This is a genomic window from Pseudomonas entomophila L48, assembly GCF_000026105.1.
GTDB classification, from domain to species: Bacteria; Pseudomonadota; Gammaproteobacteria; order Pseudomonadales; family Pseudomonadaceae; genus Aquipseudomonas; species Aquipseudomonas entomophila.
The window spans coordinates 742,517-764,863 of record NC_008027.1 but is presented as its reverse complement, the minus strand read 5'-3'; the positions used below and the strand labels follow the sequence as shown (position 1 = coordinate 764,863).

General features: G+C 66.3%; 20 protein-coding genes. 7 read left to right on the top strand and 13 right to left on the bottom strand.

Annotation, left to right across the window (positions count from 1 at the left end; all coding sequences use genetic code 11):
- Window positions 1–73: 73 nt before the first annotated feature.
- From PSEEN_RS03435 to PSEEN_RS03410, 6 genes are all read right to left on the bottom strand, one after another.
- Window positions 74–2,170 carry a site-2 protease family protein gene (locus PSEEN_RS03435; protein WP_011532095.1) on the bottom strand — a complete coding sequence of 699 codons (2,097 nt, stop codon included), beginning with the start codon at window positions 2,168–2,170 and terminating at the stop codon, window positions 74–76.
- Entirely contained in the window at window positions 2,167–3,483 is a 1,317-nt protein-coding gene (locus tag PSEEN_RS03430) for an efflux RND transporter periplasmic adaptor subunit (RefSeq protein ID WP_011532094.1), read from the bottom strand. The genes PSEEN_RS03435 and PSEEN_RS03430 overlap by 4 nt, the downstream gene beginning before the upstream one ends.
- Entirely contained in the window at window positions 3,480–4,262 is a 783-nt protein-coding gene (locus PSEEN_RS03425) for an efflux RND transporter periplasmic adaptor subunit (protein WP_044487639.1), read from the bottom strand. Before PSEEN_RS03425 ends, PSEEN_RS03430 begins: the two co-directional genes overlap by 4 nt.
- A gap of 256 nt (window positions 4,263–4,518) precedes the next feature.
- Window positions 4,519–5,913 (bottom strand): amino acid permease, encoded by a 1,395-nt coding sequence (locus tag PSEEN_RS03420; protein ID WP_011532092.1) that lies wholly within the window; start codon window positions 5,911–5,913, stop codon window positions 4,519–4,521.
- 352 nt (window positions 5,914–6,265) lie between these two features.
- Window positions 6,266–7,282, bottom strand: a complete 1,017-nt coding sequence (locus PSEEN_RS03415) for a magnesium transporter CorA family protein (protein ID WP_011532091.1) — start codon at window positions 7,280–7,282, stop codon at window positions 6,266–6,268.
- 12 nt (window positions 7,283–7,294) lie between these two features.
- Window positions 7,295–8,881 (bottom strand): RimK family alpha-L-glutamate ligase, encoded by a 1,587-nt coding sequence (locus tag PSEEN_RS03410; protein ID WP_011532090.1) that lies wholly within the window; start codon window positions 8,879–8,881, stop codon window positions 7,295–7,297.
- Between the two features lie 92 nt (window positions 8,882–8,973).
- Between PSEEN_RS03410 and PSEEN_RS03405 the strand changes: the two genes are divergently transcribed.
- Complete coding sequence (locus PSEEN_RS03405; protein WP_011532089.1) at window positions 8,974–10,071, top strand: peptidase C39 family protein; 1,098 nt, start codon at window positions 8,974–8,976, stop codon at window positions 10,069–10,071.
- A 179-nt stretch (window positions 10,072–10,250) separates the two neighbouring features.
- Here the strand turns inward: PSEEN_RS03405 and gudD are convergent, their stop codons facing one another.
- Window positions 10,251–11,606, bottom strand: coding sequence for a glucarate dehydratase (gudD, locus tag PSEEN_RS03400; protein WP_011532088.1), 1,356 nt, complete (start codon window positions 11,604–11,606; stop codon window positions 10,251–10,253).
- Window positions 11,607–11,620: 14 nt separating this feature from the next.
- Window positions 11,621–12,949, bottom strand: a complete 1,329-nt coding sequence (locus tag PSEEN_RS03395; protein WP_011532087.1) for an MFS transporter — start codon at window positions 12,947–12,949, stop codon at window positions 11,621–11,623.
- A gap of 289 nt (window positions 12,950–13,238) precedes the next feature.
- Here PSEEN_RS03395 and PSEEN_RS03390 point away from each other — a divergent pair, with 289 nt between their 5' ends.
- Together PSEEN_RS03390 and PSEEN_RS03385 are read left to right on the top strand one after the other, a co-directional pair.
- Window positions 13,239–13,910 (top strand): FadR/GntR family transcriptional regulator, encoded by a 672-nt coding sequence (locus tag PSEEN_RS03390; protein ID WP_011532086.1) that lies wholly within the window; start codon window positions 13,239–13,241, stop codon window positions 13,908–13,910.
- 84 nt (window positions 13,911–13,994) lie between these two features.
- Window positions 13,995–14,888, top strand: a complete 894-nt coding sequence (locus PSEEN_RS03385; RefSeq protein ID WP_011532085.1) for a GNAT family N-acetyltransferase — start codon at window positions 13,995–13,997, stop codon at window positions 14,886–14,888.
- A 172-nt stretch (window positions 14,889–15,060) separates the two neighbouring features.
- Here PSEEN_RS03385 and PSEEN_RS03380 read toward each other — a convergent pair whose 3' ends face one another.
- From PSEEN_RS03380 to tesB, 3 genes are all read right to left on the bottom strand, one after another.
- Entirely contained in the window at window positions 15,061–16,071 is a 1,011-nt protein-coding gene (locus PSEEN_RS03380) for a zinc-dependent alcohol dehydrogenase family protein (protein WP_011532084.1), read from the bottom strand.
- Window positions 16,072–16,236: 165 nt separating this feature from the next.
- Window positions 16,237–16,827 (bottom strand): HAD family hydrolase, encoded by a 591-nt coding sequence (locus PSEEN_RS03375; protein ID WP_011532083.1) that lies wholly within the window; start codon window positions 16,825–16,827, stop codon window positions 16,237–16,239.
- The gene (gene tesB, locus PSEEN_RS03370) at window positions 16,824–17,693 is read right to left on the bottom strand and encodes an acyl-CoA thioesterase II (protein ID WP_011532082.1); all 870 of its coding nucleotides are present in this window, start codon (window positions 17,691–17,693) and stop codon (window positions 16,824–16,826) included. The genes PSEEN_RS03375 and tesB overlap by 4 nt, the downstream gene beginning before the upstream one ends.
- A gap of 35 nt (window positions 17,694–17,728) precedes the next feature.
- On the opposite strand from tesB, the gene PSEEN_RS26545 reads away from it, so the two are divergent.
- Complete coding sequence (locus PSEEN_RS26545; protein ID WP_158020228.1) at window positions 17,729–17,962, top strand: hypothetical protein; 234 nt, start codon at window positions 17,729–17,731, stop codon at window positions 17,960–17,962.
- A gap of 38 nt (window positions 17,963–18,000) precedes the next feature.
- Here PSEEN_RS26545 and PSEEN_RS03365 read toward each other — a convergent pair whose 3' ends face one another.
- Window positions 18,001–18,570, bottom strand: a complete 570-nt coding sequence (locus PSEEN_RS03365) for a GNAT family N-acetyltransferase (protein ID WP_011532081.1) — start codon at window positions 18,568–18,570, stop codon at window positions 18,001–18,003.
- Window positions 18,571–18,753: 183 nt separating this feature from the next.
- Between PSEEN_RS03365 and pmrG the strand changes: the two genes are divergently transcribed.
- Window positions 18,754–19,440: a lipopolysaccharide core heptose(II)-phosphate phosphatase PmrG gene (gene pmrG / locus PSEEN_RS03360; RefSeq protein WP_011532080.1), complete on the top strand. Its 687-nt coding sequence runs from the start codon at window positions 18,754–18,756 to the stop codon at window positions 19,438–19,440.
- A 6-nt stretch (window positions 19,441–19,446) separates the two neighbouring features.
- Here the strand turns inward: pmrG and PSEEN_RS03355 are convergent, their stop codons facing one another.
- Window positions 19,447–19,884, bottom strand: a complete 438-nt coding sequence (locus PSEEN_RS03355; protein WP_011532079.1) for an EamA family transporter — start codon at window positions 19,882–19,884, stop codon at window positions 19,447–19,449.
- Window positions 19,885–19,978: 94 nt separating this feature from the next.
- On the opposite strand from PSEEN_RS03355, the gene PSEEN_RS03350 reads away from it, so the two are divergent.
- Together PSEEN_RS03350 and PSEEN_RS03345 are read left to right on the top strand one after the other, a co-directional pair.
- A complete protein-coding gene (locus PSEEN_RS03350; protein WP_011532078.1) occupies window positions 19,979–20,893 on the top strand; it encodes a histone deacetylase family protein in 915 nt (304 codons plus the stop codon).
- 149 nt (window positions 20,894–21,042) lie between these two features.
- Window positions 21,043–22,284 (top strand): TIGR03862 family flavoprotein, encoded by a 1,242-nt coding sequence (locus PSEEN_RS03345; RefSeq protein ID WP_044488647.1) that lies wholly within the window; start codon window positions 21,043–21,045, stop codon window positions 22,282–22,284.
- The last annotated feature ends 63 nt before the right edge of the window (window positions 22,285–22,347 follow it).

The following is a 22,347-nucleotide window of genomic DNA, read 5'->3' as shown; positions in this document are numbered from 1 at the left end:
GGTTCGTCCTGGAAAACAGCCCTGTAGGAGCGGATTCATCCGCGATGCGCCGCACAAGCGGCGCTCGGTCCCCCTAAAAACCACTTTCACGCACCCCCAGCGCCGCCAACCGCCGCCAGGCGGTCCCCAGCAGCGATTCCCGAGCCCCCTCGAGCACCACCACCCCACGCACCGGCTGCCCTACATCCGCCACCTCGACCAACGGGCTCAAGCGCACACCGTACTGGGCCTGCACCGGCTCCGCACGCTGCTGGCCATCACGCCGCACGGCCACCGGCCCATGGCGGTCGGAGGCCAGCGCTTCCAGCTCCAGCACCGTCACCCCGGTGGCGTCCACTTGCTCCACCCGTACCGGCACTGCCGGCCGCGCCGGGTCATCGGCGATAAAGCGCCCTTCGCTGCCGGCCGCCACCCGCCACAGGTCGGCTTCGGCCAGGTAACCCCGCAAGCGCACGCCCGGCTCGACAATCCGCCCCAGCGTCTGGGCCGGGCTGACCCACTGGCCGGGCACCAGCTCAGGCGGCAGGTCGCGCAATACCCCACTGCGCGGCGCGCGCAGTTGCAGGCGCTCACGCTGGGCCGCCAGGCCACGGTATTCGGCCACGGCTTCGGCCAGCTGCTGTTCGAGCACGCCGGCATCGCCCGCCGTCTCGCTGCGCCCGGCCTGGCGGCGCAACAGCAACTGCAGGATGTCGATCTCGCGGCGCACGATGGCCTGGCGCGACGCCAGGTCGGGCGACTCCAGCTCCAGCAGCAGGGCCCCCTGGCCAACCTTCTGCCCCTCGCGCACCAGCAGGCTTTTCACCCGTGCTGCCACCGGCGCGTGCAAGGTGCTGACGCGGGACGCCTCGAGCATCGCTGGCACATCCACCGCGCCGCGCCAGGGCACCACCAGCACGGTCAGCAGCAGCGCCAGCCCGGCTGCGACCCGCAAGGTCTTGCCCGGCGCCGCCTGGCCACGGCGCAGCCACCACTGCTGCAACTCCTTCCACACCGGCAAGCCGATGAACCACACCAGCTCCACCAGCATCAGGAAGATGCCCAGCACCTTGAAGAACAAGTGATACACCGCCAGGGCGATGCCGAAGAACAGCACCGCGCGCCACAGCCAGGCGCCATAGCCCCACACCAGCAGGCGGCGGCGCATGACTGGCGGCCAGGCTTCCGGGGCCGGTTCGCCATAGCCGAACAACGCTTCGCGCAAACGCCAGCGGCACAGGGCGAAAGCGCGCTGCTGCAGATTCTCGACGCCCCACAGGTCGCTGACCAGGAAGTAGCCGTCGAAGCGCATGAAGGGGTTGAGATTGACCAGCAGTGTCGTGATCCAGGTAGCACTGGCCAGCATGAATGCCGCCGTGCGCGCCGGGCCATCGGGCAGCAGCGACCAGGCCAGCAGCGCCAATACCGCCAGCACCAGTTCGGCGAACACCCCGCCGGCGTCGATCAGCAGCCGCGAACGGCGGTCACGCACCCGCCAGGCATCGCTGACATCGGTGTAGAACATCGGCAGCAGCACCATGAACGCCAGGCCCATGCTCTGCACCCGACAGCCGGCGCGCTTGGCCATGAAGGCATGGCCGAACTCGTGGCACAGCTTGGCGAACCCCAGCGCTACGCCGAAGGCCAAGATGCCACCCAAGCTGAACAGGTGCGGGAAGGTGGCGATGAAGCGCGACCAGTCGCGGATCACCAGGAACACGCCCAGCGCCAGCACCAGCGGCAGGAAGATGCGCAGCAGCCAGCCGCCATGGCGTTCGAGTAGCGGCCAGGCGCGGTTGAGGAAGGCATCCGGGCGCCACAGTGGAATGCGAAAGAACAGGTACTGGTGCAGCACACGTGTCCACAGGCTCTGCCGGGTGGCGGCGGCCTTGGTCGCATAGCTGTCGCGCTGGCGAGTGTCCTCGGCACTGAGCAGGTCGTGCTGGCCGAGAAACAGCAGCAGTTCTTCGAGTGCCTGCGCGTCAGCTGCCGGGCCAGGCTCGGCATTGGCGGCCGACAGTACCCGTTGCGGCTCTGCCTGATACCAGTGCTGCAGCAGCCGCACGGCGACCGCGCCCAGTTTGAAATAGCGCCCGCGCAGCGGGTCGGCCAGGGTCCACTGCGGCGCACCGTCGTGGCCGGGCGCCGCCGCCGACAGTTGCAGGTCGGCCCGCAACGGCGGCAGGCTCACAGCCCGAGCCCCTGGCGCAACGCCGCCAACGGCCGGCGCAGCAGGTAATAGACCAGCGGCGCGCGCTCGCCGTACAGCTTGGCGGTGCCACGCAGGCCGATGCGCGGCGGCGCATCATCGAAACCCGCATCGAGGCGGTAGGCCAGTTGCCCGGCAGCGGTGGCCTGGGCTTCATAGGCCGCGCGCTCCAGGCGTGCGGCATGGCGGTGCAGCGGGTCGCTGTCGAGGAACAGCGCCACTTCGGCGCCAGGCTGCAAGGCGATGGCGTCGCCCACCGGCAGCTCCATGCGCAACTCGGCCATCTGCGGGTCGGCCAGCTGCATCAGGCGCTCACCGGTCTGTACCGGTTTGCCCATCCAGCGCTCGGCATCGGCGAACACGGCGATCCCGGCGCGTTCGGCGCGGATCTCGCTGCGCCCCAGCAGCTGGCGGGCGTAGTCGAGCTCGGCGCGCTTCTGCTCCACGCGAGCCGCCAGCAAGTCGAGCCGGGCATTGGATTCGGTGTCGCTGAAGGCACGCTGGGTGCTGGCCTTGAGCTCGGCCTGCGCCACACCGAGCGCGCGCTCGGCGACATCGGCCTGGGCCTTGAGGGTGGTGGCGTCGAAGCGCACCAGCACATCGCCCATGGCGACCGTCTGGTTGGGCTTGACCAGGAACTCGGCAATCACCCCATCCAGCGGCGCGGCGACGACACGCCCCGCGCGCGGCACGACCTCGGCCGGCGCCAGCACCGATTGGCGCACCGGCACCAGCAGCACCAGCAGCAACGCCCCCACCACCGCCAGCAGACGCCGCCTTGGCCAGCGCAGGCGCCACGGCCGGGCCGGGCGCAAGGCCAGCCAGGCGTGGGCGTAGGTGTCCCCCAACTGATTCAGCAAAGCCTGTTCGGCGGAGTTGAATGCTTGGTCGCGAGCCAACCACAGGCCACCGAAGACTTCGCCCCGACGATCGAGCAGCGGCAGCCAGTAGGCATGGGCAGCCGACAGCGACTGCCAGTCGGCCACGGCCTGGGCATCCAGCCGAGCGGGGTCGACGGCGGCGGGCTGGCCCGCCATGCCTGCAGCCTGCAAGGTGCGGGCGGCGCGCTCGACGAACGCGACGAACGGCGCATGGGGCTCCACCACGCTGATGCCGGTCAGTGCCTGGACCTTGCCAGCGATGAGCAGGGCCGCATGGCGAAAGCCGAACAACGCCTGGCCATCGTTGACCATGGCGTAGGCCAGTTGTTCGCTGCTGGCGGCCTGGCGCGCCTGGCGCTGCAAGCCGAGGAACAGTGCGAAGGCGTGCTCGGCCACGCCTGCCGCGACGGTCATGGCTGTTCCGGGAAGTGGGCGGTACCGCTCATGCCGGCGAGCAAGCCCTGGCTATCGCGGGGCAACTCGCCGATCAGTTGCAGGGTCTGGCTGCCCTCGTCGATCCGCGCGCCCACGCGCTTGACCTGGGCCTGCAAGGGCTGGCCAGTTTCATCGGGGACGAATTCAAAGGGCTGGCCGGGCTTGAGCCGCCCCAGCCAACGCGACGGTACCAGCAGGTGGATTTCCAGCGAGCGGTTGTCCACCACCTCGATCAACGGCGAGCCGCTGGGCACGCTTTCATGGGGCTGGGCCCGGCGCTGCACCACCCGCCCGTCGAACGGTGCGCTGACCACGCAGCGCTTGATCTGCACCTGATACACCTGGGCTTCGGCCTGGGCCTGGGCCTGCTTGGCCTCGGCCAGCGACACCTCGAACTGGCCGACCGACTTCAGTGCGGCCAGTTGGCGATTGTGCCGGAGCTCTTCACTGGCGGCGCGCACGGCGGCCTGGGCGGCGTTGAGCTGGGCCTGGTAGGCACTGCAGTCGAAGCGCGCCAGGGTGCTGCCCTGCTTGAAGTCCTGGCCGTCGGCGTAAGGCATCTCGACGATACGCCCGGCCAGCTCGCTGGACAGCACGGCCTGGTCGCGGGCACGCAGCACGCCACGGGGGTTCTGTCCGCTGTTGGCAGGGGTTGTTGAGGGGGCGTCGAGCAAGGGATCGGCGGGTGCTTCGCCGGCCTGCGCCAGCGGCAGGTGCAACAGACACAGGGACAAAGCCAGACGGAAACCGCGAAGCATGTTGCGCACTCCCTTGCGAGCTAGTGGCGGGAGTGTAAGACAAAAAATGATGGCACGGATATATCACGCGGATGAAGATCCGGGCCGGTCAGCTCAGATCATTCGAATGCCCGCACCTCTCCCTGTGGGAGCGGCCTTGTGTCGCGAAAGGGCCGCAAAGCGGCCCCAGCGATCTTTGCATCAACACCGGGATCCCGGGGCCGCTACGCAGCCCTTTCGCGACACAAGGCCGCTCCCACAGGGACCTGCGTTGGACTCACCCCAACGACCGCGCCCCCACCGCCCGACGCGCCTGGCCCCGGGTGGTGACGATGCCCAGGAACGAGATGACGATCGCCAGGCTCAGCGTCGCGCTCACTTCGGCCCGGTGCTCCTCGGTGAACATCATCACCGCCAGGGCGCCGCTGATGAACGCGATCACCGCCCAGGTCAGCCAGGGGAACAACCACATGCGGAACTTCAGGTTGGCGTTCTCCCGCTCCAGCCTTGCGCGCATCCGCAGTTGCGAGATGGCGATCACCAGGTACACCAGCAGGGCAATGGCCCCGGAGCTGGCCAGCAGGAACTCGAACACCCCCTTGGGCGCGAAGTAGTTGAGGATGGCGATACCTGCGCCGATCAGGGTGCTGCCGAACACCGCCGCGCGCGGCACGCCGACTTTCGAGGTCTTGTTCAGCAGCGCCGGCGCATCGCCGCGCCTGGCCAGCGAGTACATCATCCGCGAGGCGATGTAGATCGACGAGTTCATGCAGCTGGTCACCGCGATCAGCACCACGAAGTCGACCATCAACGCGGCGTTGGGGATGTTCATGATTTCCAGCGCGCGCTGGTACGAACCCACCACCGCCAGCTGCGGGTCGTTCCACGGCACCACCGAGATGATCACGAAGATCGACAGGATGTAGAAGGTGCTGATGCGCCAGATCACCGAACGGGTGGCCTTGGCGATGTTGCGCGACGGGTCGCTGGACTCGGAGGCGGCGATGGTCACCGCCTCGGTGCCGATGAAGCTGAACATCACGGTGATGAACGCCCCCACCACCGCCGACCAGCCCTTGGGGGCGAAGCCGCCCTGCTCGGCCATCAACGTACTCAGGCCGCTGACCTCGCGATTGGGCAGCCAGCCCAGCAGCGCGGCGAAGCCCAAACCGATGAAACCGAGGATGGCGGTGACCTTGAGGATGGCGAACCAGAATTCGAACTCACCGTACTTGGCCACGCTGAACAGGTTGGTGCAGGCCAGCAGCAGCACCGAGGCCAGGGCGAAGATCCAGCTGTCCACCTGGGGGAACCAGGCGTTGAGCACATGCCCCGCGGCCAGCGCCTCGATGGGGATCACCAGCACCCAGAACCACCAGTACAACCAGCCGATGGTGTAGCCGGCCCAGCGGCCGATGGCTTGTTCGGCGTAGGTGGAGAACGAACCGGTGTCGGGGTGCGCCACGGCCATTTCGCCGAGCATGCGCATGACCAGCACCACCAGGGTGCCGGCCACGAAGTAGGAAATTATGGTCGCAGGCCCAGCCGCCGCGATGGCGTGCCCGGAACCGACGAAGAGCCCGGCGCCGATGATGCCGGCGATGGACAGCATGGTGACGTGACGCGGCTTGAAACCTTGGGCAAGGTTGCCATCGGATCCCACGGTGTTCATTGGTGTTGTTCTCTTTTTGCTGACACATGGAAGGGACGGGCAGGTGCGGGCGTAAGGGCTCCTCGATCAACGGTGGAGTACGTTGCGCACGCTCTGTTACGGCCTTCTCACGCGCCCGGGGCAACGCACCGTGGGGATGCGGGCTTCACTTTAAGCCGGGCGCGGCGCGAGCAAAATGCTCGAAAACGTCAGACAACGGTTCGATCACGACACCACGTGCCTATCCGCGTCAGTCAAGCCCCTCGGCATGCCTGGGAGCGTCAATCTCGGTCGCGGCGGTAATCCCAATAGAAGTTCACCACCGCGAACGTCAGGATCGCGGAGACGATCATCAGGCCGATCTGCAGGTTGCTCATGGGGTTCTCCAATTGGCGATGCCGGGATAGGAAGGCGTGGGCCGTACGCGCGGGTGTTGGGGGACGGGGGCTGGCACGGCGCGGCCACGCCCTCGGGCCAGGCGCTTGAGCGCCAGCACCATGAGCACGCCAAGCAGCATCATCGCCAGCACCAGCAAGGCGTAGGCCAGCCACCACGGCACGCCCGCGGTCATCATGCTGAACTCGGACATGCCCCCGATGCTGGCGATCAGGTTCAGCGGCAGGAACACCACGTTGATCAGGGTGAGCTTGCGCAGGGTCTCGTTCATCGCGTTGTTGGCCAGGTTGCCGCGGGCGTCCATCAAGCCGGCGAACACCGTCGAGTAGATCTCCGCCTGCTTGTGGCACTGGGTGTTCTCGATCACCAGGTCGTCGATCAGCGCCAGCACCTCGGGGTTGAAATGGCGCTTCTCGCCGTGGGCGCGCAAGCGCGAGAGCACCGCGCCATTACTGTGGATGGCATTGATGTAGTGGATCAGGCTCTCGCTGAGGTTGAACATCTGCATCAGGTGGTGGTTTTCCAGCGACTGCTCGAAACGCTGCTGCAGTTCGCGGGCGACCATCTTGATCACCTTCAGGTGCCCCAGGTAGTGGTGCAGGTTGTCCAGCAGGATGGCCAGCAGCACATCCATCGGGTCGTGCAGCGCGTGGCGTTGCCCAAGGCCGTCGAGCAATGAAGCGTCCGGGGCGATCAGCACCAGGTGGCCGTCGACCATCAGCATGCCGAACGACGACACCTGGAAGGCGAAACTGTCGCCGCCGGTGTAGCTCTCCGGGCGCTTCCAGATCAGGAACAGGCCATCACGGTGCAGCTCAAGGCGTGACACTTCATCCGGGTCCAGCGCCGAGGCCAGGGCATGGGCGTCCAGGTGGAACCAGGCCTGCAACAGCTCACGCTCGGCGCTGTCCGGTTCGACGAACAACAGCACCTCGCAATCGAGCCCTTCACGCTTGCGCAACTGGCCGTGGGCCAGGCTGTAGCTTTCGATCATGCCAGCACCTCGTTACCAGGCTTGCCCCCGGCGCTTCTGCTCCAGGCGGCGGATGAATTCCTCCAGCACCAGGGTATAGAGGTCGTCGTGCAGGTAGGCATCCTCGATGCCGGCGTCGAGGTTGGGGTTGTCGTTCACTTCGATCACCACCACCCGCTCGCCGACCTGCTTGAGGTCGACCCCGTACAGGCCGTCGCCGATCAGGTTGGCGGCCTTCACCGCCAGCTCCACCACCGCCCGCGGCGCCTCGTGCACGGCCAGGGTGCGGCACTCGCCGTTGACCTCGTCACGCTGGGCCTGGTGGTTGAAGATCTGCCAGTGGCCCTTGGACATGAAGTACTGGCAGGCGAAGATCGGCTTGCGGTTGAGCACGCCGATGCGCCAGTCGTATTCGGTGTAGAGGTATTCCTGGGCCAGCAGCAGTACCGAGTGTTCGAACAGTTCGGCGGTGGCGGCCAGGAGTTCGGCGTGGTCCTTGACCTTGATCACGCCCCGGGAGAAACAACCGTCGGGGATCTTCAGCACCAGCGGGAAGCCCAACCGCTCGCCGATGCCTTCCAGTGCCTGGGGGTTGTCGCGGTAGAGGATCTCGCTGGCCGGCATGGCCAGGCGATGGCTGCGCAGCAGGTCGGTCAGGTAGACCTTGTTGGTGCAGCGCAGGATCGACGCCGGGTCGTCCATCACCACCAGCCCTTCGCTCTCGGCCTTCTTGGCGAAGCGGTAGGTGTGGTTGTCAACGCTGGTGGTCTCGCGGATCAGCAGGGCGTCGTATTCGGCCAGGCGGGCGTAGTCTTTCTTGCCGATCAGTTCGACATCGACTCCCAGCTGGTGCCCGGCACGGATGAAGCGCTCCAGCGCCTTGGGGTTGGACGGCGGCAACGCTTCATCAGGGTCGTGGAGAATCGCCAGGTCGTAGCGCGCCACCCGGCGCGAACGCGGCTGGCGCCAGATCCTGCGGCTGAAACCATCGAGGGCATTGGCGAATTGATCCTGCTGGTCTTCGCGCAGTTTGTGCAGCGCGCCGGCCTTGACCCCGGCGATATGCCAGGTGCTGGTCTTGCGGAACTCCACCAGCAGGATCGGGCAAGGGAAACTTTCGAACAGCTGGCGGGCAATGTCCTGCAGCGGTTCCAGGTCGGTACGGCCGAAATACAGGGTCAGGGTGAAGCCTTCGGTTTCACCGTAGGGGTGATTGGCCAAGGCGCTTTCCAGGCTGCGCGCCATTTCGTCGAGGGCCAATCCGTATAACGACTTGCGGGTCAACTCGCTGATACTTTTGACCGACGGAATGACGTTGTGGCCGCGCGCCTCGGCCAACAACGAACAATAATAACCGTGGCCTAGATATTTATAGTTACGACATAAGTTTATGACTTGTACACGCTTGCCACTGTCGGTATCGCGCGACTGCTCCAGGTATTCCTGGGCCGTCACAACATCTTCGCTCGGCAGGTACGAAGCCCAGTCATCACGCCGCTCCACGATGATCACCAACTGACTTGACTTGTTGTCCAGCTGCAGTGGATAAATAACGCCAGTTGCACTTGAGTTTGAACTTTCCCCGGACCATGCCGGTAAAGGTTCCTGAAACGAAGACATGTTGGAAGCCCTGTGTTGGGTAGACACGGTTTCTATTAAGCACGAAGTTTTTCGAATGTCCCGTTTCATTACGCAACTTTTACGGCGGCCCTATGCACATCGAATTTCGCCTGGCAACTGTCGAAGACCTGCCGGCCTTGCTGGCACTGGAGAACCAGTGCTTCGCCCTGGACCGGCTCACCCCGCGCAGCTTCCGCTGGATGCTCTCCCATGCCAACGCCAGCCTGCTGGTGGCCCAACGTGACGGCCAATTGATGGGCTATGCGTTGCTGCTGTTCCATCGCGGTACGTCGTTGGCGCGCCTGTACTCCATCGCCATCGCCGAACAGGCACGCGGCCAGGGGCTAGGCGCGCGCCTGCTGGAGCAGGCCGAACGTTGCGCCCTGGACCACGAGCGCGCCTACCTGCGGCTGGAGGTGCGCACCGACAACCCCACGGCCATTGCCTTGTACGAACGTCATGGCTACCGGCGCTTCGCCCAGGTGGACGACTACTACGAAGACCACGCCAGTGCCCTGCGCTACGAGAAGCGCATCCTCCAGCACCCGACGGGCGAGACACGCCCGGTGCCCTACTACGCCCAGACCACCGACTTCACCTGTGGCCCGGCCTGCCTGCTGATGGCCATGGCGGCCCTGCAACCGCAACGCCTGCCCACCCGCCGTGAGGAACTGCGCCTGTGGCGTGAGGCGACCACCGTGTTCATGACCTCCGGCCACGGCGGCTGCAGCCCCCACGGCCTGGCCCTGGCCGCATGGCGCCGGGGCTTTCGCGTGCGGCTGCTGCTCAATACCGATGGGCCGTTGTTTCTCGAGGGGGTGCGCCAGGCGGGCAAGAAAGAGGTCATGCGCCTGGTGCATGAGGACTTCTGCGCCGAGTTGCGCGATAGCGAAGTGGCAATCGCCCGGCAGGCGCCCGACCTGCCCAGGGTACTGGCCGAAGGCGGCCTGGCACTGGTGCTGATCAGCAACTACCGGCTGACCGGCAGCAAGGCGCCGCACTGGGTGCTGGTCACCGCCTGTGACGACGATTTCGTCTACCTGCACGACCCCGACATCGACCATGGGCGCCATCGCCAGGCACTGGATTGCCAGCACCTGCCGGTGAGCCACCAGGAGTTCCAGCGCATGAGCCTTTTCGGTGGGCGCAAGCTGCGTGCGGCGGTGGTGGTGTACGCAACGGCGGCGTAAACGAAAAAAGCCCCGGGTTACCGGGGCGGTGCTGCACGGGCGTCTGCCTACGCCCGACCGGGAATGCCGGTGGCAGCAGGAATTTTTTTGCATGGACCCTACTGGCCCTTTCGCCGGCAAGCCGGCTCCTACAGGGACCGCGCCGAATCCGTAGGAGCCGGCTTGCCGGCGAAGCTGCCTCAGCGCACCAGGCACGGCCGCTTGTTGTCGAAGGCCCACCCCGGCACCAGGTACTGCATGGCCACGCTGTCGTCCCGCGCGCCCAACCCCATGGTGCGATAGCACGCATGGGCCTTGGCCAACTGGTCTTCGTCCAGCTCGACCCCAAGCCCAGGCCGCTCGGGCACCCGCACATGCCCCTCGACGATGCGCAACGGCTCGCGGGTCAGGCGCTGGCCGTCCTGCCAGATCCAGTGGGTGTCGATCGCGGTGATCTCGCCCGGCGCGGCAGCCGCCACCTGGGTGAACATGGCCAGCGAGATATCGAAGTGGTTGTTCGAATGCGAGCCCCAGGTCAGCCCCCAGTCATGGCACATCTGCGCCACCCGCACCGAGCCCTGCAAGGTCCAGAAGTGCGGGTCGGCCAAGGGGATGTCCACCGCTTGCGACTGGATCGCATGGCCCATCTGCCGCCAGTCGGTGGCGATCATGTTGGTGGCGGTGGGCAGGCCGGTGGCGCGGCGAAACTCGGCCATCACCTCGCGCCCGGAGTAACCGTTTTCGGCACCGCAAGGGTCTTCGGCGTAGGCCAGCACCTGGTGCTTGTCGCGGCACAGGGCGATGGCTTCCTGCAACGACCAGGCGCCATTGGGGTCGAGGGTGATACGCGCATCAGGGAAGCGCTCGGCCAGGGCGATGACCGCCTCCATCTCCTCTTCACCGCGCAGTACACCGCCCTTGAGCTTGAAGTCGTTGAAGCCATAGCGGGCCTTGGCGGCTTCGGCCAGGCGTACCACCGCTTCAGGGGTCAGGGCCTGTTCATGGCGCAGGCGGAACCAGGCGTCGTCGGCATCGGCCTCGTTGCGGTAGGCCAGGTCGGTGCGCTGGCGATCACCGATGTAGAACAGGTACCCCAGCATTTTCACCGCCTCGCGCTGCTGCCCCTCGCCCAGCAATGCAGCCATGGGCACACCCAGGTGCTGGCCGAGCAGATCGAGCAGGGCCGACTCCATGGCGGTGACCGCATGCACGGTGATACGCAGGTCGAAGGTCTGCAGCCCTCGCCCACCCGCATCACGGTTGGCGAAGGTCTGGCGCATGGCGTTGAGCACCCGCTGGTAATGGCCGATGGGCTGGCCGACCACCAGTGCCCGGGCATCCTCCAGGGTCTGGCGGATCTTTTCGCCACCGGGGACTTCGCCCAGCCCGGTGTTGCCGGCACTGTCGCGCAGTACCACGATATTGCGGGTGAAGAACGGGCCATGGGCACCGCTGAGGTTGAGCAGCATGCTGTCGTGGCCGGCCACCGGGACCACGCGCAGGTCGGTGACCACCGGGGTGCCGAGGTGGGCCTGTGGGGTTGTCTGCAGGTTCATGGTGTCTCTCTCAATCAGTTGGCCGAAGCGGCCTTGAGGTCAGGGGAAGCAACGCCCTTTGGGCGCATGCGCACGAAGAACACGGCGATGGCGGCCAGCACCGAGGTCACCGCCAGGCCGTACAGGCCGCCCTGGATCGAGCCGGTCTGCTGCTCCAGCAAGCCGAAGGTGGTGGGCGCGACGAAGCCGCCGAGGTTGCCCACCGAGTTGATCAGGGCGATCACCGCCGCGGCGATGCGCGCATCCAGGTAACCCTGGGGGATCGGCCAGAACAGCGACGAGGCGGCCTTGAAGCCGATGGCGGCGAAGCACACGGCGACGAAGGCGAACACCGGGCCACCGGTGGTGGACATGAACATGCCACAGGCCGCCACCAGCAGCGCCGCGGCGACCCAGGCCTGCTGGAACTTCCAGCGCTTGGCGCAGGCGGCGAAGGCGTACATGGCGATGATCGAGATCAGCCAGGGGATCGAGTTGAAGAAGCCCACCTGCAGGTCGCTCAGCTCGCCCATGCGCTTGATGATGCTCGGCAGCCAGAAGGTCGCGGCGTAGATGGTCAGCTGGATGCAGAAGTAGATCAGGCAGAACAGCACGATCTGGCGATCCTTGAGCAGGCGCCAGGCCGACACCTTGGCCACGCCGCCGGCCTCGCGCTCGCGCTGCTCCTGGTCGATGGCGGCCACCAGCGCGTCCTGCTCTTCGCGGCTCAGCCACTTGGCGTCGTGGGGCTTGGAGTCAAGCCAGAAGAACACGAAAAAGCACAGCGTCACCGAGGCCATGCCCTCGATGAACAGCATCCACTGCCAGCCGTGCAGGCCCATGCCCTGGATCTGCATCAACGCCCCGGCCAGCGGGCCGGAGATCAGCGAGGCGAAGGCCGAGCCGCTGAGGAAGATGGCGATGGCCTTGCCGCGCTCGGCGGCCGGCAACCAGCGGGTGAAGTAGTAGATCACGCCGGGGAAGAAGCCGGCCTCGGCCACCCCGAGCAGGAAGCGCAGCACGTAGAACTGGGTCTCGGTCTGCACGAAGGCCATGGCCGTGGCCACCAGGCCCCAGGTGAACATGATGCGGGTCAGCCACAGGCGCGCGCCAACCCGCTGCAGGAGCATGTTCGACGGCACCTCGAACAGCGCGTAGCCGATGAAGAACAGCCCGGCGCCAAAACCATAGGCCGCCGCGCTGATGCCCAGGTCGCTTTCCAGGTGGGGGCGGACGAAGCCGATGTTGACGCGGTCCAGGTAGTTGACGATGAACATGATGACGAACAGCGGCAGGACATGGCGCTTGACCTTGGCCACCGCGCTGGCGAGCGCAGGCGCGGACGGAGCGAGGGTGTTGTTCATGGGGGGCTCCCACTCATTGTTTTTATTGGGGGCTGGAGTGGACAGGTGGTTGTCTGACCTCCAGGCAGAAATGAGCATATTCCCGAGCAAGTTGTACGACAACACGAATTTTGTAGCTAACAGGCAAAATACAAGCGGCTTATCGGATTAAAATCGCCAAAAATCTCACTAACAGTCGGGTCAAAGGCGCCAGCCAGTTGCCAAATTCAGGATGAAAAAAATTACTATCCTCAGCTTGTCATACAAGTAACCTGACGATGTTCATGTCCTCACTTTCCGAGAACCCCTGATGTCCCGCGCCCACGACCTGGTCTCACGCCTGACCCAGCAGATCCTCCACGGCACCTACGCGCCCGGTGACCGGCTGCCTTCGGAAAACACCCTGGTGCGCGAGCACGCCATCAGCCGCACCGTGGTCCGTGAGGCCCTGTCGAAGCTGCAGGCTTCGGGGCTGGTGGAAACGCGCCATGGCATCGGCACCTTCGTCATCGAACGCCAGGCCCAGTCCGGGCTGCGGGTCGCCGCCGACAGCGCGGCCAGCGTGCGCGACTTGCTGGAGCTGCGCATCGGCCTGGAAGGCCAGGCCGCCGCCCTCGCCGCCCTGCGCCGCGACGACCGGCATCTGCTACAGATGCGCCTGGCACTGGACGACTACCAGGACCTGGCCGCCGCGGGCGACAGCTGCATCGAGGCCGACCGGCGTTTCCACCTGCTGATCGCCGAGGCCACCGGCAACCTGTACTTCAGCGAGATGATGGCGCACCTGGGCAGCGCGCTGATCCCGCGCAACCGCGTGGCGCTGGCCGAGCGCGCGGGGGCGAAGCTGGCGGGGCATGCCTACCTGGCGAACCTGGAGCATGAAGCGATCCTCAACGCCATCCGCCGCCAGGACCCGGATGCGGCCCGCGCGGCGATGTGCCTGCACCTGTCCAACAGCCGCGATCGGTTGGTGCCGGAATAAGGTCGGTGGGGCACAGTTGATTACAGCTTTTCCTTCCCATCGGCGTTAATGTATCTCCCCTCTTCACAGCCTGGAACGGACACCATGGCGATCATCCTCGACGACCCCGACCTCGAGCAGGTCGAACACTACCGCGACGACTCGCACCTGCGTGGCGAGCTGAACGCCCTGACCGAACAGACCTACGGCTTCGATTTCGAAGCCTGGTACGTGGCGGGCTTCTGGGAGGACAACTACCAGCCCTGCTCACTGGTTCGCCACGGGCGGATGCTGGCCAATGTCTCGGTCAGCCCGCTGGCCTTCATCCACGAAGGGCAGTACCTGCATTGCGCGCAGATCGGCACGGCGATGACCCGGCCCGAGGCCCGTGGCCGGGGCTACAGCCGCCACCTGATGGAGTGCCTGGTGCAGCGCTGGGCCTCACCTTGCGACCTGTTGTTCCTGTTCGCCAATAGCACCGTGCTGGATTTCTATCCGAAGTTCGGCTTTCGCCGGGTGGTCGAGCAGGAGCACTACCTGAAGTGGTTCGGGCAACGTTGCGTCAGCAGTTTCCACCCGGTAGACCTGGATGACGGCGGGCAACTGCAGCCCTTCATGGCGGTGGTGGCGGGCAGTTGTCCACAGGCCCGGTTGAGCCTGATGCCCAATGTGGCGCTGATGATGTTCTATTGCGACGGGCCATACCGGGAGGCGTTGTTCTATTCGCCTCGGCATGAGGCGTATGTGGTGGTGGAGCACGAAGGCGAGCGGATGGTGCTGGTGGATGTGTTCTGCGCCCGGGTGGTGGAGCTGCACGAGGTGCTGCCGGAACTGGTACGGCCTGAAACGCGGGAGGTGGTGCTGGGGTTCACGCCTTTGCGGGACGAAGGTTTCGCCACGCGGGTTGTGGATAACGACGATGCGCTGTTCGTCTGGGGTGCGTCAGAGACACCGCTCGATCAGGCGCCGATGCGTTTTCCAATGCTCTCGCACACTTGATTGCTCCTGGCACCCGCTGCGCGGGTGATCGCGGCTGAAGCCGCTCCTACCCCCGACCGCGCCAACCTCAAGCCTTGCGCGATCCGTGTAGGAGCCAGCTTTGCTGGCGAACACCGGCAAAGCCGGTGCCAGCTTCGCGGCGATCCGAAAAGCCCAAAGGGGCTGTAATTGTTCACCAGGTCAGGCAGATCTTGCCGAAATGCTTGTTGCTTTCCTGGTACTTGAATGCCTCGACCATCTGCTCCAGCTCGAAATGCTTGTCCACCACCGGCCGCAGGCCATTGGCGTCGATGGCCCGGACCATCGCCTGCTGCTGCGCGCGGCTGCCCACCAGCACCCCCTGCAGGCGGATCTGCCGCACCAGCGCTTGCACCAGCGGCAGCTGCCCCGCCACCCCGGTAAGAATGCCGATCAATGACACATGCCCACCGATGCGCGCGGCGATCATCGATTGCTCCAACGTCGCCGGGCCGCCCACTTCGATCACATGGTCGACGCCGCGGTTGCCGGTAAGCTCACGCACTTTCTCGCCCCAGGCCGGGGTGCTCTTGTAGTTGACCAGGTGATCGGCGCCGAGGGCCTTGAGGCGCTCCAGCTTGGCATCGCTGGACGAGGTGGCGATCACCGTGGCGCCCGCCAGCTTGGCGAACTGCAAGGCGAAGATCGAAACGCCGCCGGTGCCCTGCACCAGCACGCTGTCGCCCGGCTTGAGGTGATCGTCGCTCATCAGCGCGCGCCAGGCGGTGAGGCCGGCGGTAGTCAGGGTCGCGGCCTCGGCGTGGCTGTAGCCCTTGGGCGCGTGGGTGAACGACGTGGCGCGGGCGGTCACCTGTTCGCGGGCATAACCGTCGATGCCATCACCCGGCACGCTGGCGAAGCCTTCGACCTGGGCCTGGCCGTCGAGCCAACTGGGGAAGAAGGTGCTCACCACCGCGTCGCCAACCTTGAACTCGCTGACACCGGCGCCGACCGCGACCACCTCGCCGGCGCCATCGGCCATGGGAATGCGCCGCTCGCTCGGGCCCCACATGCCGCTGACCACGGCGAAGTCGTGATAGTTGAGGGAGCTGGCGTGCAGGCGCACGGTGATTTCGCCGGCCTGGGGCGCGGCGGTTTCGCAGGTGCCGAGCTGGACCTTGTCGTAGCCGCCGCCGGGCAGCACATAGAGAGCCTTGGTGCTCATGGGGGTCTCCATCGGGAAAAAGGTGCAGTGCAGCTTAGGCCCTTGCGGGCCTGTTCGCCTGTAGGAGCGGCTTTAGCCGCGATGAATCCAACACGGTGCAGGGCACCCGCTTCGCGGGTGATCGCGGCTGAAGCCGCTCCTACAGGGGGGTATCAGGTCAATGGGTCAAGAAAGCAACGCTTTCAGCGCCCGACAATCCGCCGCATGCCAATCGGCCAGCGCCGGCCAGGGGTTGTCCGGCAGGTTTACCAGCACGGTACGGGTGCCCGCCGCCCGCCCACAATCGAGGTCGAAGCGGTAGTCGCCGACCATCACCATTTGCGCAGGGGCGACATCCCAGGCCCGGGCGATCCGCAGCAGCCCGTCCGGGCTCGGCTTGGGCGCCGCCTCGTCACGGCCAAGAATGTGCTCCACCGGGAAGCAGTCATCCAGGCCGATGGCTTCAAGGGTGACATGGGCCAGCTCGCGGGCATTGCGGGTGAGGATCGCCAGGCGGCAACCGCGCGCGTGCAACTCACGCACCAGTTCCACCGCGCCGTCCGCAGCCTTCGAGGCGATCGCCAGGTCGCGCTCGTGCTCCAGCAGCCAGGCGTGCTTGGCCGCGGCCTCCGCCGCCGGCAACGCCGCCAGGTGGGTGAGGATGTCGTGCGCGGCCGGGATGTCCAGGGCTTCGCGGATGGCCGCGAAGTCGTGCACGGCCACGGTCAGGGTGCCATCCATGTCGAACACCCAGTGACGGATCTGCCCCAGGCTCATGCCCAGTCCTTGCGATGGCGGATCAAGCCTTCCTGGGTCGAGGATGCCACCAGTTGCCCGGCGCGGTTGAAGATGCTGCCGCGGGTAAAGCCACGGGCATTGCCGGCCCAGGGGCTGTCGGTGGCGTACAGCAGCCAGTCGTCGGCGCGCAGGTCGCGGTGGAACCACAGCGAGTGGTCGAGGCTGGCGATCTGCATGTCCTTCTGCCACACCGACTTGCCGTGGGGCAGCAGCGCGGTGGTCAGCAGGCCGAAATCCGAGGCATAGGCCAGCAGGTACTTGTGCAGCGCCGGGATGTCCGGCAGCGAACCGTCGGCGCGGAACCAGGCGTACTTGACCGGGTCACCCGGCTTGGGGTTGAACGGGTCGCGCTCGGTGACCGGGCGGATCTCGATGGGCTTGGCGCACAGCACTTTGTCACGGATGCGCTCGGGCAACTGGTCGGCCATGGCCCGGGCCAGTTCCACTTCGCACGGCAGGTTCTCCGGGCCGACCACATCGGGCATTTGTGCCTGGTGCTCGAAACCCTCTTCGTCGTACTGGAACGAAGCGCTGCAGGTGAAGATCGGCTGGCCCTTCTGGATCGCCGTCACCCGCCGCGTGCTGAAGCTGCCGCCGTCGCGCACACGGTCCACCGAGTACACCACCGGCATGCTGGCATCACCTGGGCGCAGGAAGTAGCCGTGCAGCGAGTGCACATGGCGGGCGTCCTCGACTGTCTGGCTGGCCGCCGACAGCGACTGGCCGAGTACCTGGCCACCATAGAGCTGACGGAAGCCCAGGTCCTGGCTACGTCCGCGGAACAGGTTTTCCTCGATCGATTCGAGGCTCAGCAGGTCGACGAGGTCGTCCAGTACGTGGCTCATGGAAGGTTCTCCTGGCAAGGCATTACGGCGCTGTTATGGCCACCGCTTTCAAGGTCTTCGTGCTCAGCCGCAAGTTTGGCTTTGAAGGCTGGCAATGCCGGGACCGCTTTGCGGTCCTTTCGCGACGCAAGGCCGCTCCCACAAGGAATCGCATACGCCTGTGGGAGCGGCCTTGCGTCGCGAAAGGGCTGCAAAGCAGCCCCGGCAAGTTCGAATCAAGCACAAACCCCAAAGAGTTTGAAAATGATGGCTGTCATAGCGGCAAATGATACAGCGTTTGTCATTCGCCTCGTTGATGCTGGCGTATTCAGCCGCGCAGGTTCTCCTGCCACTGCGCGCGGTCGATGCGGTACAACACGTGGGGGCGCAGGGGGTGGCCGGCGGGCAGGCGCGGGTGCTCGAACGCGCCGGCCGGGTCGTGGCGCATGCCGATGGCCTGCATGACTTTCTGCGACGGCAGGTTGCCTTCGGTGGTGAACGACACCACTTCGTCCAGGTGCAGTTGGGCGAACGCGCAGCGCAGGCAGGTCCACGCCGCCTCGCTGGCGAAGCCCAGGCCCCAGTGGCGCCGCGCCAGGCGCCAGCCGATCTCCACCGCCGGGCCGAACGGCGCGTCGAAATTGACGTTGAGCAGCCCGGTCATGCCGATGAAGGCACCACTGTCCTTGCGCTCCAGGGCCCACAGGCCGAAACCGTATTCGTTGAAGTGGCCGCGGATCCGGCCGATCAGCGCGGCCGCCTCCACGCGCGTCATGGGCGCGGGGAAATAGCGCATCACCTGGGGGTCGGCGCACAGGGCGGCGAACTCGCGCAGATCGTCGTCCTGCCATTGGCGCAGCACCAGCCGGGCGCTTTCCAGTTCGAGGATGGGGGTCATCAGGGCAGCTCCGAAATCGCGGCTTGGCAGTGTACAGCGTAGGCCGTCGGCGCACGTTCACCCAGGCGCCGGCCAGCGGATGTTTTTTTCACATCCGCTTCACCGCCCTCCAACGGCGCGCTTCGCAGAATGCCGGCAACCACAGCGGCCACAACCGACGCCGCACTGCCCATGGAGCGACGCATGCTTTTCAGCAACACCCTGGACAACCCGGCCAACCCGCCCCATCTCGCACGCCGCCGATCGCGCAAGGTGCTGGGCGCCGCCCTTGGCCTGATCATGGCCCTGGCCGGGGTAACCACTTGGCTGGCGACGAGGACGCACATCGTGGACCTTGGCAACGAACAGCAACTGAGCGACAGCGGCCTGCTGCAGGACTGGAAAGACGGTGCGGTGATCGTGATGATCCGCCACGCCGAGCGCTGCGACAGCGCCCCGGGCCCCTGCCTGGACGACTCCACCGGTATCACCGTGAAAGGCAGCCAGGCGGCGCGGCGCGTCGGCCAGGGCCTGGAACAACTCGGGCTGGCCAATGCCGACCTGCTGACCAGCCCCAAGCTGCGCACCCGCCAGACCGCGCACTTCATTCTCGGCCAGGCGGTGAGCAGCGCCGACTGGCTGGAAAGCTGCGACGCCAAGTTCGCCAGCGAAGCCCTGGCGCGCAAGCGGACCGGACACAACCTGGTGCTGGTCACCCACAACGGCTGCATCGACCATTTCCAGCGCCAGCAGAACGTGCCCGGTGGCGAGCGCGAGAGCGGCTATGCCAGCGCCCTGTTCGTCTCGGTCAATGCCGAAGGCAGGGCGCGGATCCTCGGGCGCATGAACGAGCCCGACTGGCAGCGGGTGCTGGCCAGCACAGGCCAGTAACAACGGCTAGCGCCAGGCCAGCATCACCACGCCGAGGGTGATCAGGCTGATGCCGGCCCATTGGCGCAGGTCGAGTCGCTCGCCCAGCAAGGTCACGCCCAGTACCGCCACCAGGACCACGCTCAACTTGTCCACAGGCGCCACCTGCGAGGCCTGGCCCAACTGCAAGGCGCGGAAGTAGCAGATCCACGACGCCCCGGTGGCCAGGCCCGAGAGCACCAGGAACAGGTAGCTGCGCGGCGAGATCGAACCCAGCGCCTGGTACTGCCCGGTGGCGTAGAGGATCAGCGCCAGGCTCACCAGCACCACCACCGTGCGCAGCAAGGTGGCGAAGTCGGAATTGATGCCGGCCACCCCGACCTTGGCGAAGATCGCCGTCAGCGCCGCGAACAGCGCCGAGAGGATGGCCCAGAATGTCCAGGACGACAGCAGCCCGTTACCCATGCCCTTCCCCAAGGTCGATTGCGATGCGCATCAGGATAGCGCCCCGCCCGCCACTGCTGGCAAGATCAGCACTGGCCCCGACCACGACACCCCCATGCCGCTGCCACTGATCTACCACGACGACTACAGCCCCGAGTTCCCGCCGGACCACCGCTTCCCGATGGACAAGTTCCGCCTGTTGCGCGACCACTTGGTCGACAGCGGGCTGACCACCGACCAGGCCCTGCTGCGCCCCGAGATCTGCCCCAACGATATCCTCGCCCTGGCCCACGACCGCGACTACATCGAGCGCTACATGAACGGCGAATTGTCGCGGGAAGACCAACGCCGGCTTGGCCTGCCCTGGAGCGAGGCCCTGGCCCGGCGCACCGTGCGCGCGGTCGGCGGCTCGCTGCTCACCGCCGAGTTGGCGCTGCAACACGGCGTCGCCTGCCACCTGGCCGGCGGCACCCACCATGCCCACTACGATCACCCGGCCGGCTTCTGCATCTTCAACGACCTGGCGGTGATCAGCCGCTACCTGCTGGAGGCCGGCCGCGTGCACCGGGTGCTGATCTTCGACTGCGATGTGCACCAGGGCGACGGCACCGCGCGCATCCTCCAGGACACCCCCGAGGCGATCACCGTGTCGTTGCACTGCGAGCAGAATTTCCCTGCGCGCAAGGCCCAGAGCGACTGGGACATTCCCCTGCCACGGGGCATGCACGACGGTGCCTACCTCAAGGTGGTGGACGATGCGCTGAACTACCTGCTGCCGCTGTACCAACCGGACCTGGTGCTGTACGACGCCGGCGTCGATGTGCACAAGGACGATGCCCTGGGCTACCTGCACCTGACCGACGAAGGCCTGGCTGCCCGCGACGAACTGGTGCTGCGCCAGTGCCTGGGCCGTGATATCCCGGTGGTCGGGGTGATCGGTGGCGGCTACAGCAAGGACCGCGTGGCCCTGGCCCGGCGCCACGGCATCCTCCATCACAGCGCGGCACGGATCATCGGTTGTTCACAATGACTGTGGAACCGCCTGTGGATAACCTGCGGGAAAGCCCGTCCAGCCCTTTAAACGTCTGACCTGCAAGAAGTTGATCGTTTTTTGAGCAGTGTTTCGGCGGAGCCTGCTGGGGTAGAATGCGCGCTCTTTTCCACAGCCTGTCGCCTGCCATGAATGATGCCCGCCCCACCTCCCCACCCTCAGTCGCCGTGATCGGTGGCGGCCCCGCCGGCCTGATGGCCGCCGAGGCGCTGGCCCAGCGCGGTGTGGCGGTGCAGGTGTTCGACGCCATGCCGTCGGTGGGGCGCAAGTTCCTGCTGGCGGGCGTGGGCGGCATGAACATCACCCATTCCGAGCCCTACCCGGCTTTCGTCGGCCGCTATGCCGAGCGCCGCGACGCGATCGACGCCCTGCTGCGCGACTTCGACGCCGACGCCCTGCGCCAGTGGATTCATGGCCTGGGCATCGAAACCTTCGTCGGTACCTCGGGCCGGGTGTTCCCCCGCGACATGAAGGCCGCGCCCCTGCTGCGCGCCTGGCTCAAGCGCCTGCGCGATGCCGGGGTGGTTATCCACACCCGCCACCGCTGGCTCGGGTGGAACGCCGATGGCAGCCTGCGGATCGCTTATCCACAGGGCGAACTGGCACAGCAAGCCGACGCGGTGATACTCGCCTTGGGGGGCGGCAGCTGGGCGCGACTGGGCTCCGACGGCGCTTGGACGAAACTATTGGCTGAACGGGGTGTGGATATCTCCCCCTTGCAGGCGAGCAACTGCGGCTTCGAGGTCGAAGGCTGGAGTGCGTTGCTCAAGGACAAGTTCGCTGGTGCGCCGCTGAAGAACATCGCCCTTAGCGTGCCCGGCATGGCGCCGCGCAAGGGCGAGTTCATCCTCACTGCGCAAGGTGTGGAAGGCAGCCTGGTGTACGCCTGGTCGGCCGTGGTGCGTGAGGCCATCAACCGTGACGGGCATGGCACGCTGCTGCTCGACCTGCTGCCGGACCGGCCTGTGGACAAGATCGCCCAGGCCCTGGCCAAGCCTCGTGGCTCGCGGTCGATGGCCAAGCACCTGCACGGTCAGTTGGGGATCGATGGCGTGAAGGCGGCGTTGCTGCGCGAGCTGACGGACCAGGCGACCTTCGCCGACCCCGAGCGGTTGGCGGCGGCGATCAAGGCGCTGCCGATTACCCTGGTGCGAACGCGGCCGCTGGACGAGGCGATCAGCAGTGCCGGTGGGGTGCGTTTCGAAGGGTTGGATGAGGGCTTGATGGTGGCGAAGCTGCCCGGTGTGTTTTGCGCGGGGGAAATGCTGGATTGGGAGGCGCCGACCGGGGGGTACCTGCTGACGGCCTGTTTTGCCAGTGGATTGCGGGCTGGGCGGGCTGCGGCGGATTGGCTGGCGCGTCAGGCCTGAAGAGCTGTTCGCCGGCAAGCCGGCTCCTACGGGTAACCCTGTAGGAGCCGGCTTGCCGGCGAA

Excerpts from the sequence above, each read along its gene's own strand:
- PSEEN_RS03405 (WP_011532089.1), top strand. The coding sequence starts at position 8,974 with ATGCACATCGAATTTCGCCTGGCAACTGTCGAAGACCTGCCGGCCTTG.
- PSEEN_RS03425 (WP_044487639.1), bottom strand. The coding sequence starts at position 4,262 with ATGCTTCGCGGTTTCCGTCTGGCTTTGTCCCTGTGTCTGTTGCACCTG.
- PSEEN_RS26545 (WP_158020228.1), top strand. The coding sequence starts at position 17,729 with ATGGCCACCGCTTTCAAGGTCTTCGTGCTCAGCCGCAAGTTTGGCTTT.
- PSEEN_RS03345 (WP_044488647.1), top strand. The coding sequence starts at position 21,043 with ATGAATGATGCCCGCCCCACCTCCCCACCCTCAGTCGCCGTGATCGGT.
- PSEEN_RS03420 (WP_011532092.1), bottom strand. The coding sequence starts at position 5,913 with ATGAACACCGTGGGATCCGATGGCAACCTTGCCCAAGGTTTCAAGCCG.
- PSEEN_RS03350 (WP_011532078.1), top strand. The coding sequence starts at position 19,979 with ATGCCGCTGCCACTGATCTACCACGACGACTACAGCCCCGAGTTCCCG.
- PSEEN_RS03395 (WP_011532087.1), bottom strand. The coding sequence starts at position 12,949 with ATGAACAACACCCTCGCTCCGTCCGCGCCTGCGCTCGCCAGCGCGGTG.
- PSEEN_RS03375 (WP_011532083.1), bottom strand. The coding sequence starts at position 16,827 with ATGAGCCTGGGGCAGATCCGTCACTGGGTGTTCGACATGGATGGCACC.
- pmrG (WP_011532080.1), top strand. The coding sequence starts at position 18,754 with ATGCTTTTCAGCAACACCCTGGACAACCCGGCCAACCCGCCCCATCTC.
- PSEEN_RS03365 (WP_011532081.1), bottom strand. The coding sequence starts at position 18,570 with ATGACCCCCATCCTCGAACTGGAAAGCGCCCGGCTGGTGCTGCGCCAA.
- PSEEN_RS03410 (WP_011532090.1), bottom strand. The coding sequence starts at position 8,881 with ATGTCTTCGTTTCAGGAACCTTTACCGGCATGGTCCGGGGAAAGTTCA.
- tesB (WP_011532082.1), bottom strand. The coding sequence starts at position 17,693 with ATGAGCCACGTACTGGACGACCTCGTCGACCTGCTGAGCCTCGAATCG.
- PSEEN_RS03380 (WP_011532084.1), bottom strand. The coding sequence starts at position 16,071 with ATGAGCACCAAGGCTCTCTATGTGCTGCCCGGCGGCGGCTACGACAAG.
- PSEEN_RS03355 (WP_011532079.1), bottom strand. The coding sequence starts at position 19,884 with ATGGGTAACGGGCTGCTGTCGTCCTGGACATTCTGGGCCATCCTCTCG.
- PSEEN_RS03415 (WP_011532091.1), bottom strand. The coding sequence starts at position 7,282 with ATGATCGAAAGCTACAGCCTGGCCCACGGCCAGTTGCGCAAGCGTGAA.
- gudD (WP_011532088.1), bottom strand. The coding sequence starts at position 11,606 with ATGAACCTGCAGACAACCCCACAGGCCCACCTCGGCACCCCGGTGGTC.
- PSEEN_RS03390 (WP_011532086.1), top strand. The coding sequence starts at position 13,239 with ATGTCCCGCGCCCACGACCTGGTCTCACGCCTGACCCAGCAGATCCTC.
- PSEEN_RS03385 (WP_011532085.1), top strand. The coding sequence starts at position 13,995 with ATGGCGATCATCCTCGACGACCCCGACCTCGAGCAGGTCGAACACTAC.
- PSEEN_RS03430 (WP_011532094.1), bottom strand. The coding sequence starts at position 3,483 with ATGACCGTCGCGGCAGGCGTGGCCGAGCACGCCTTCGCACTGTTCCTC.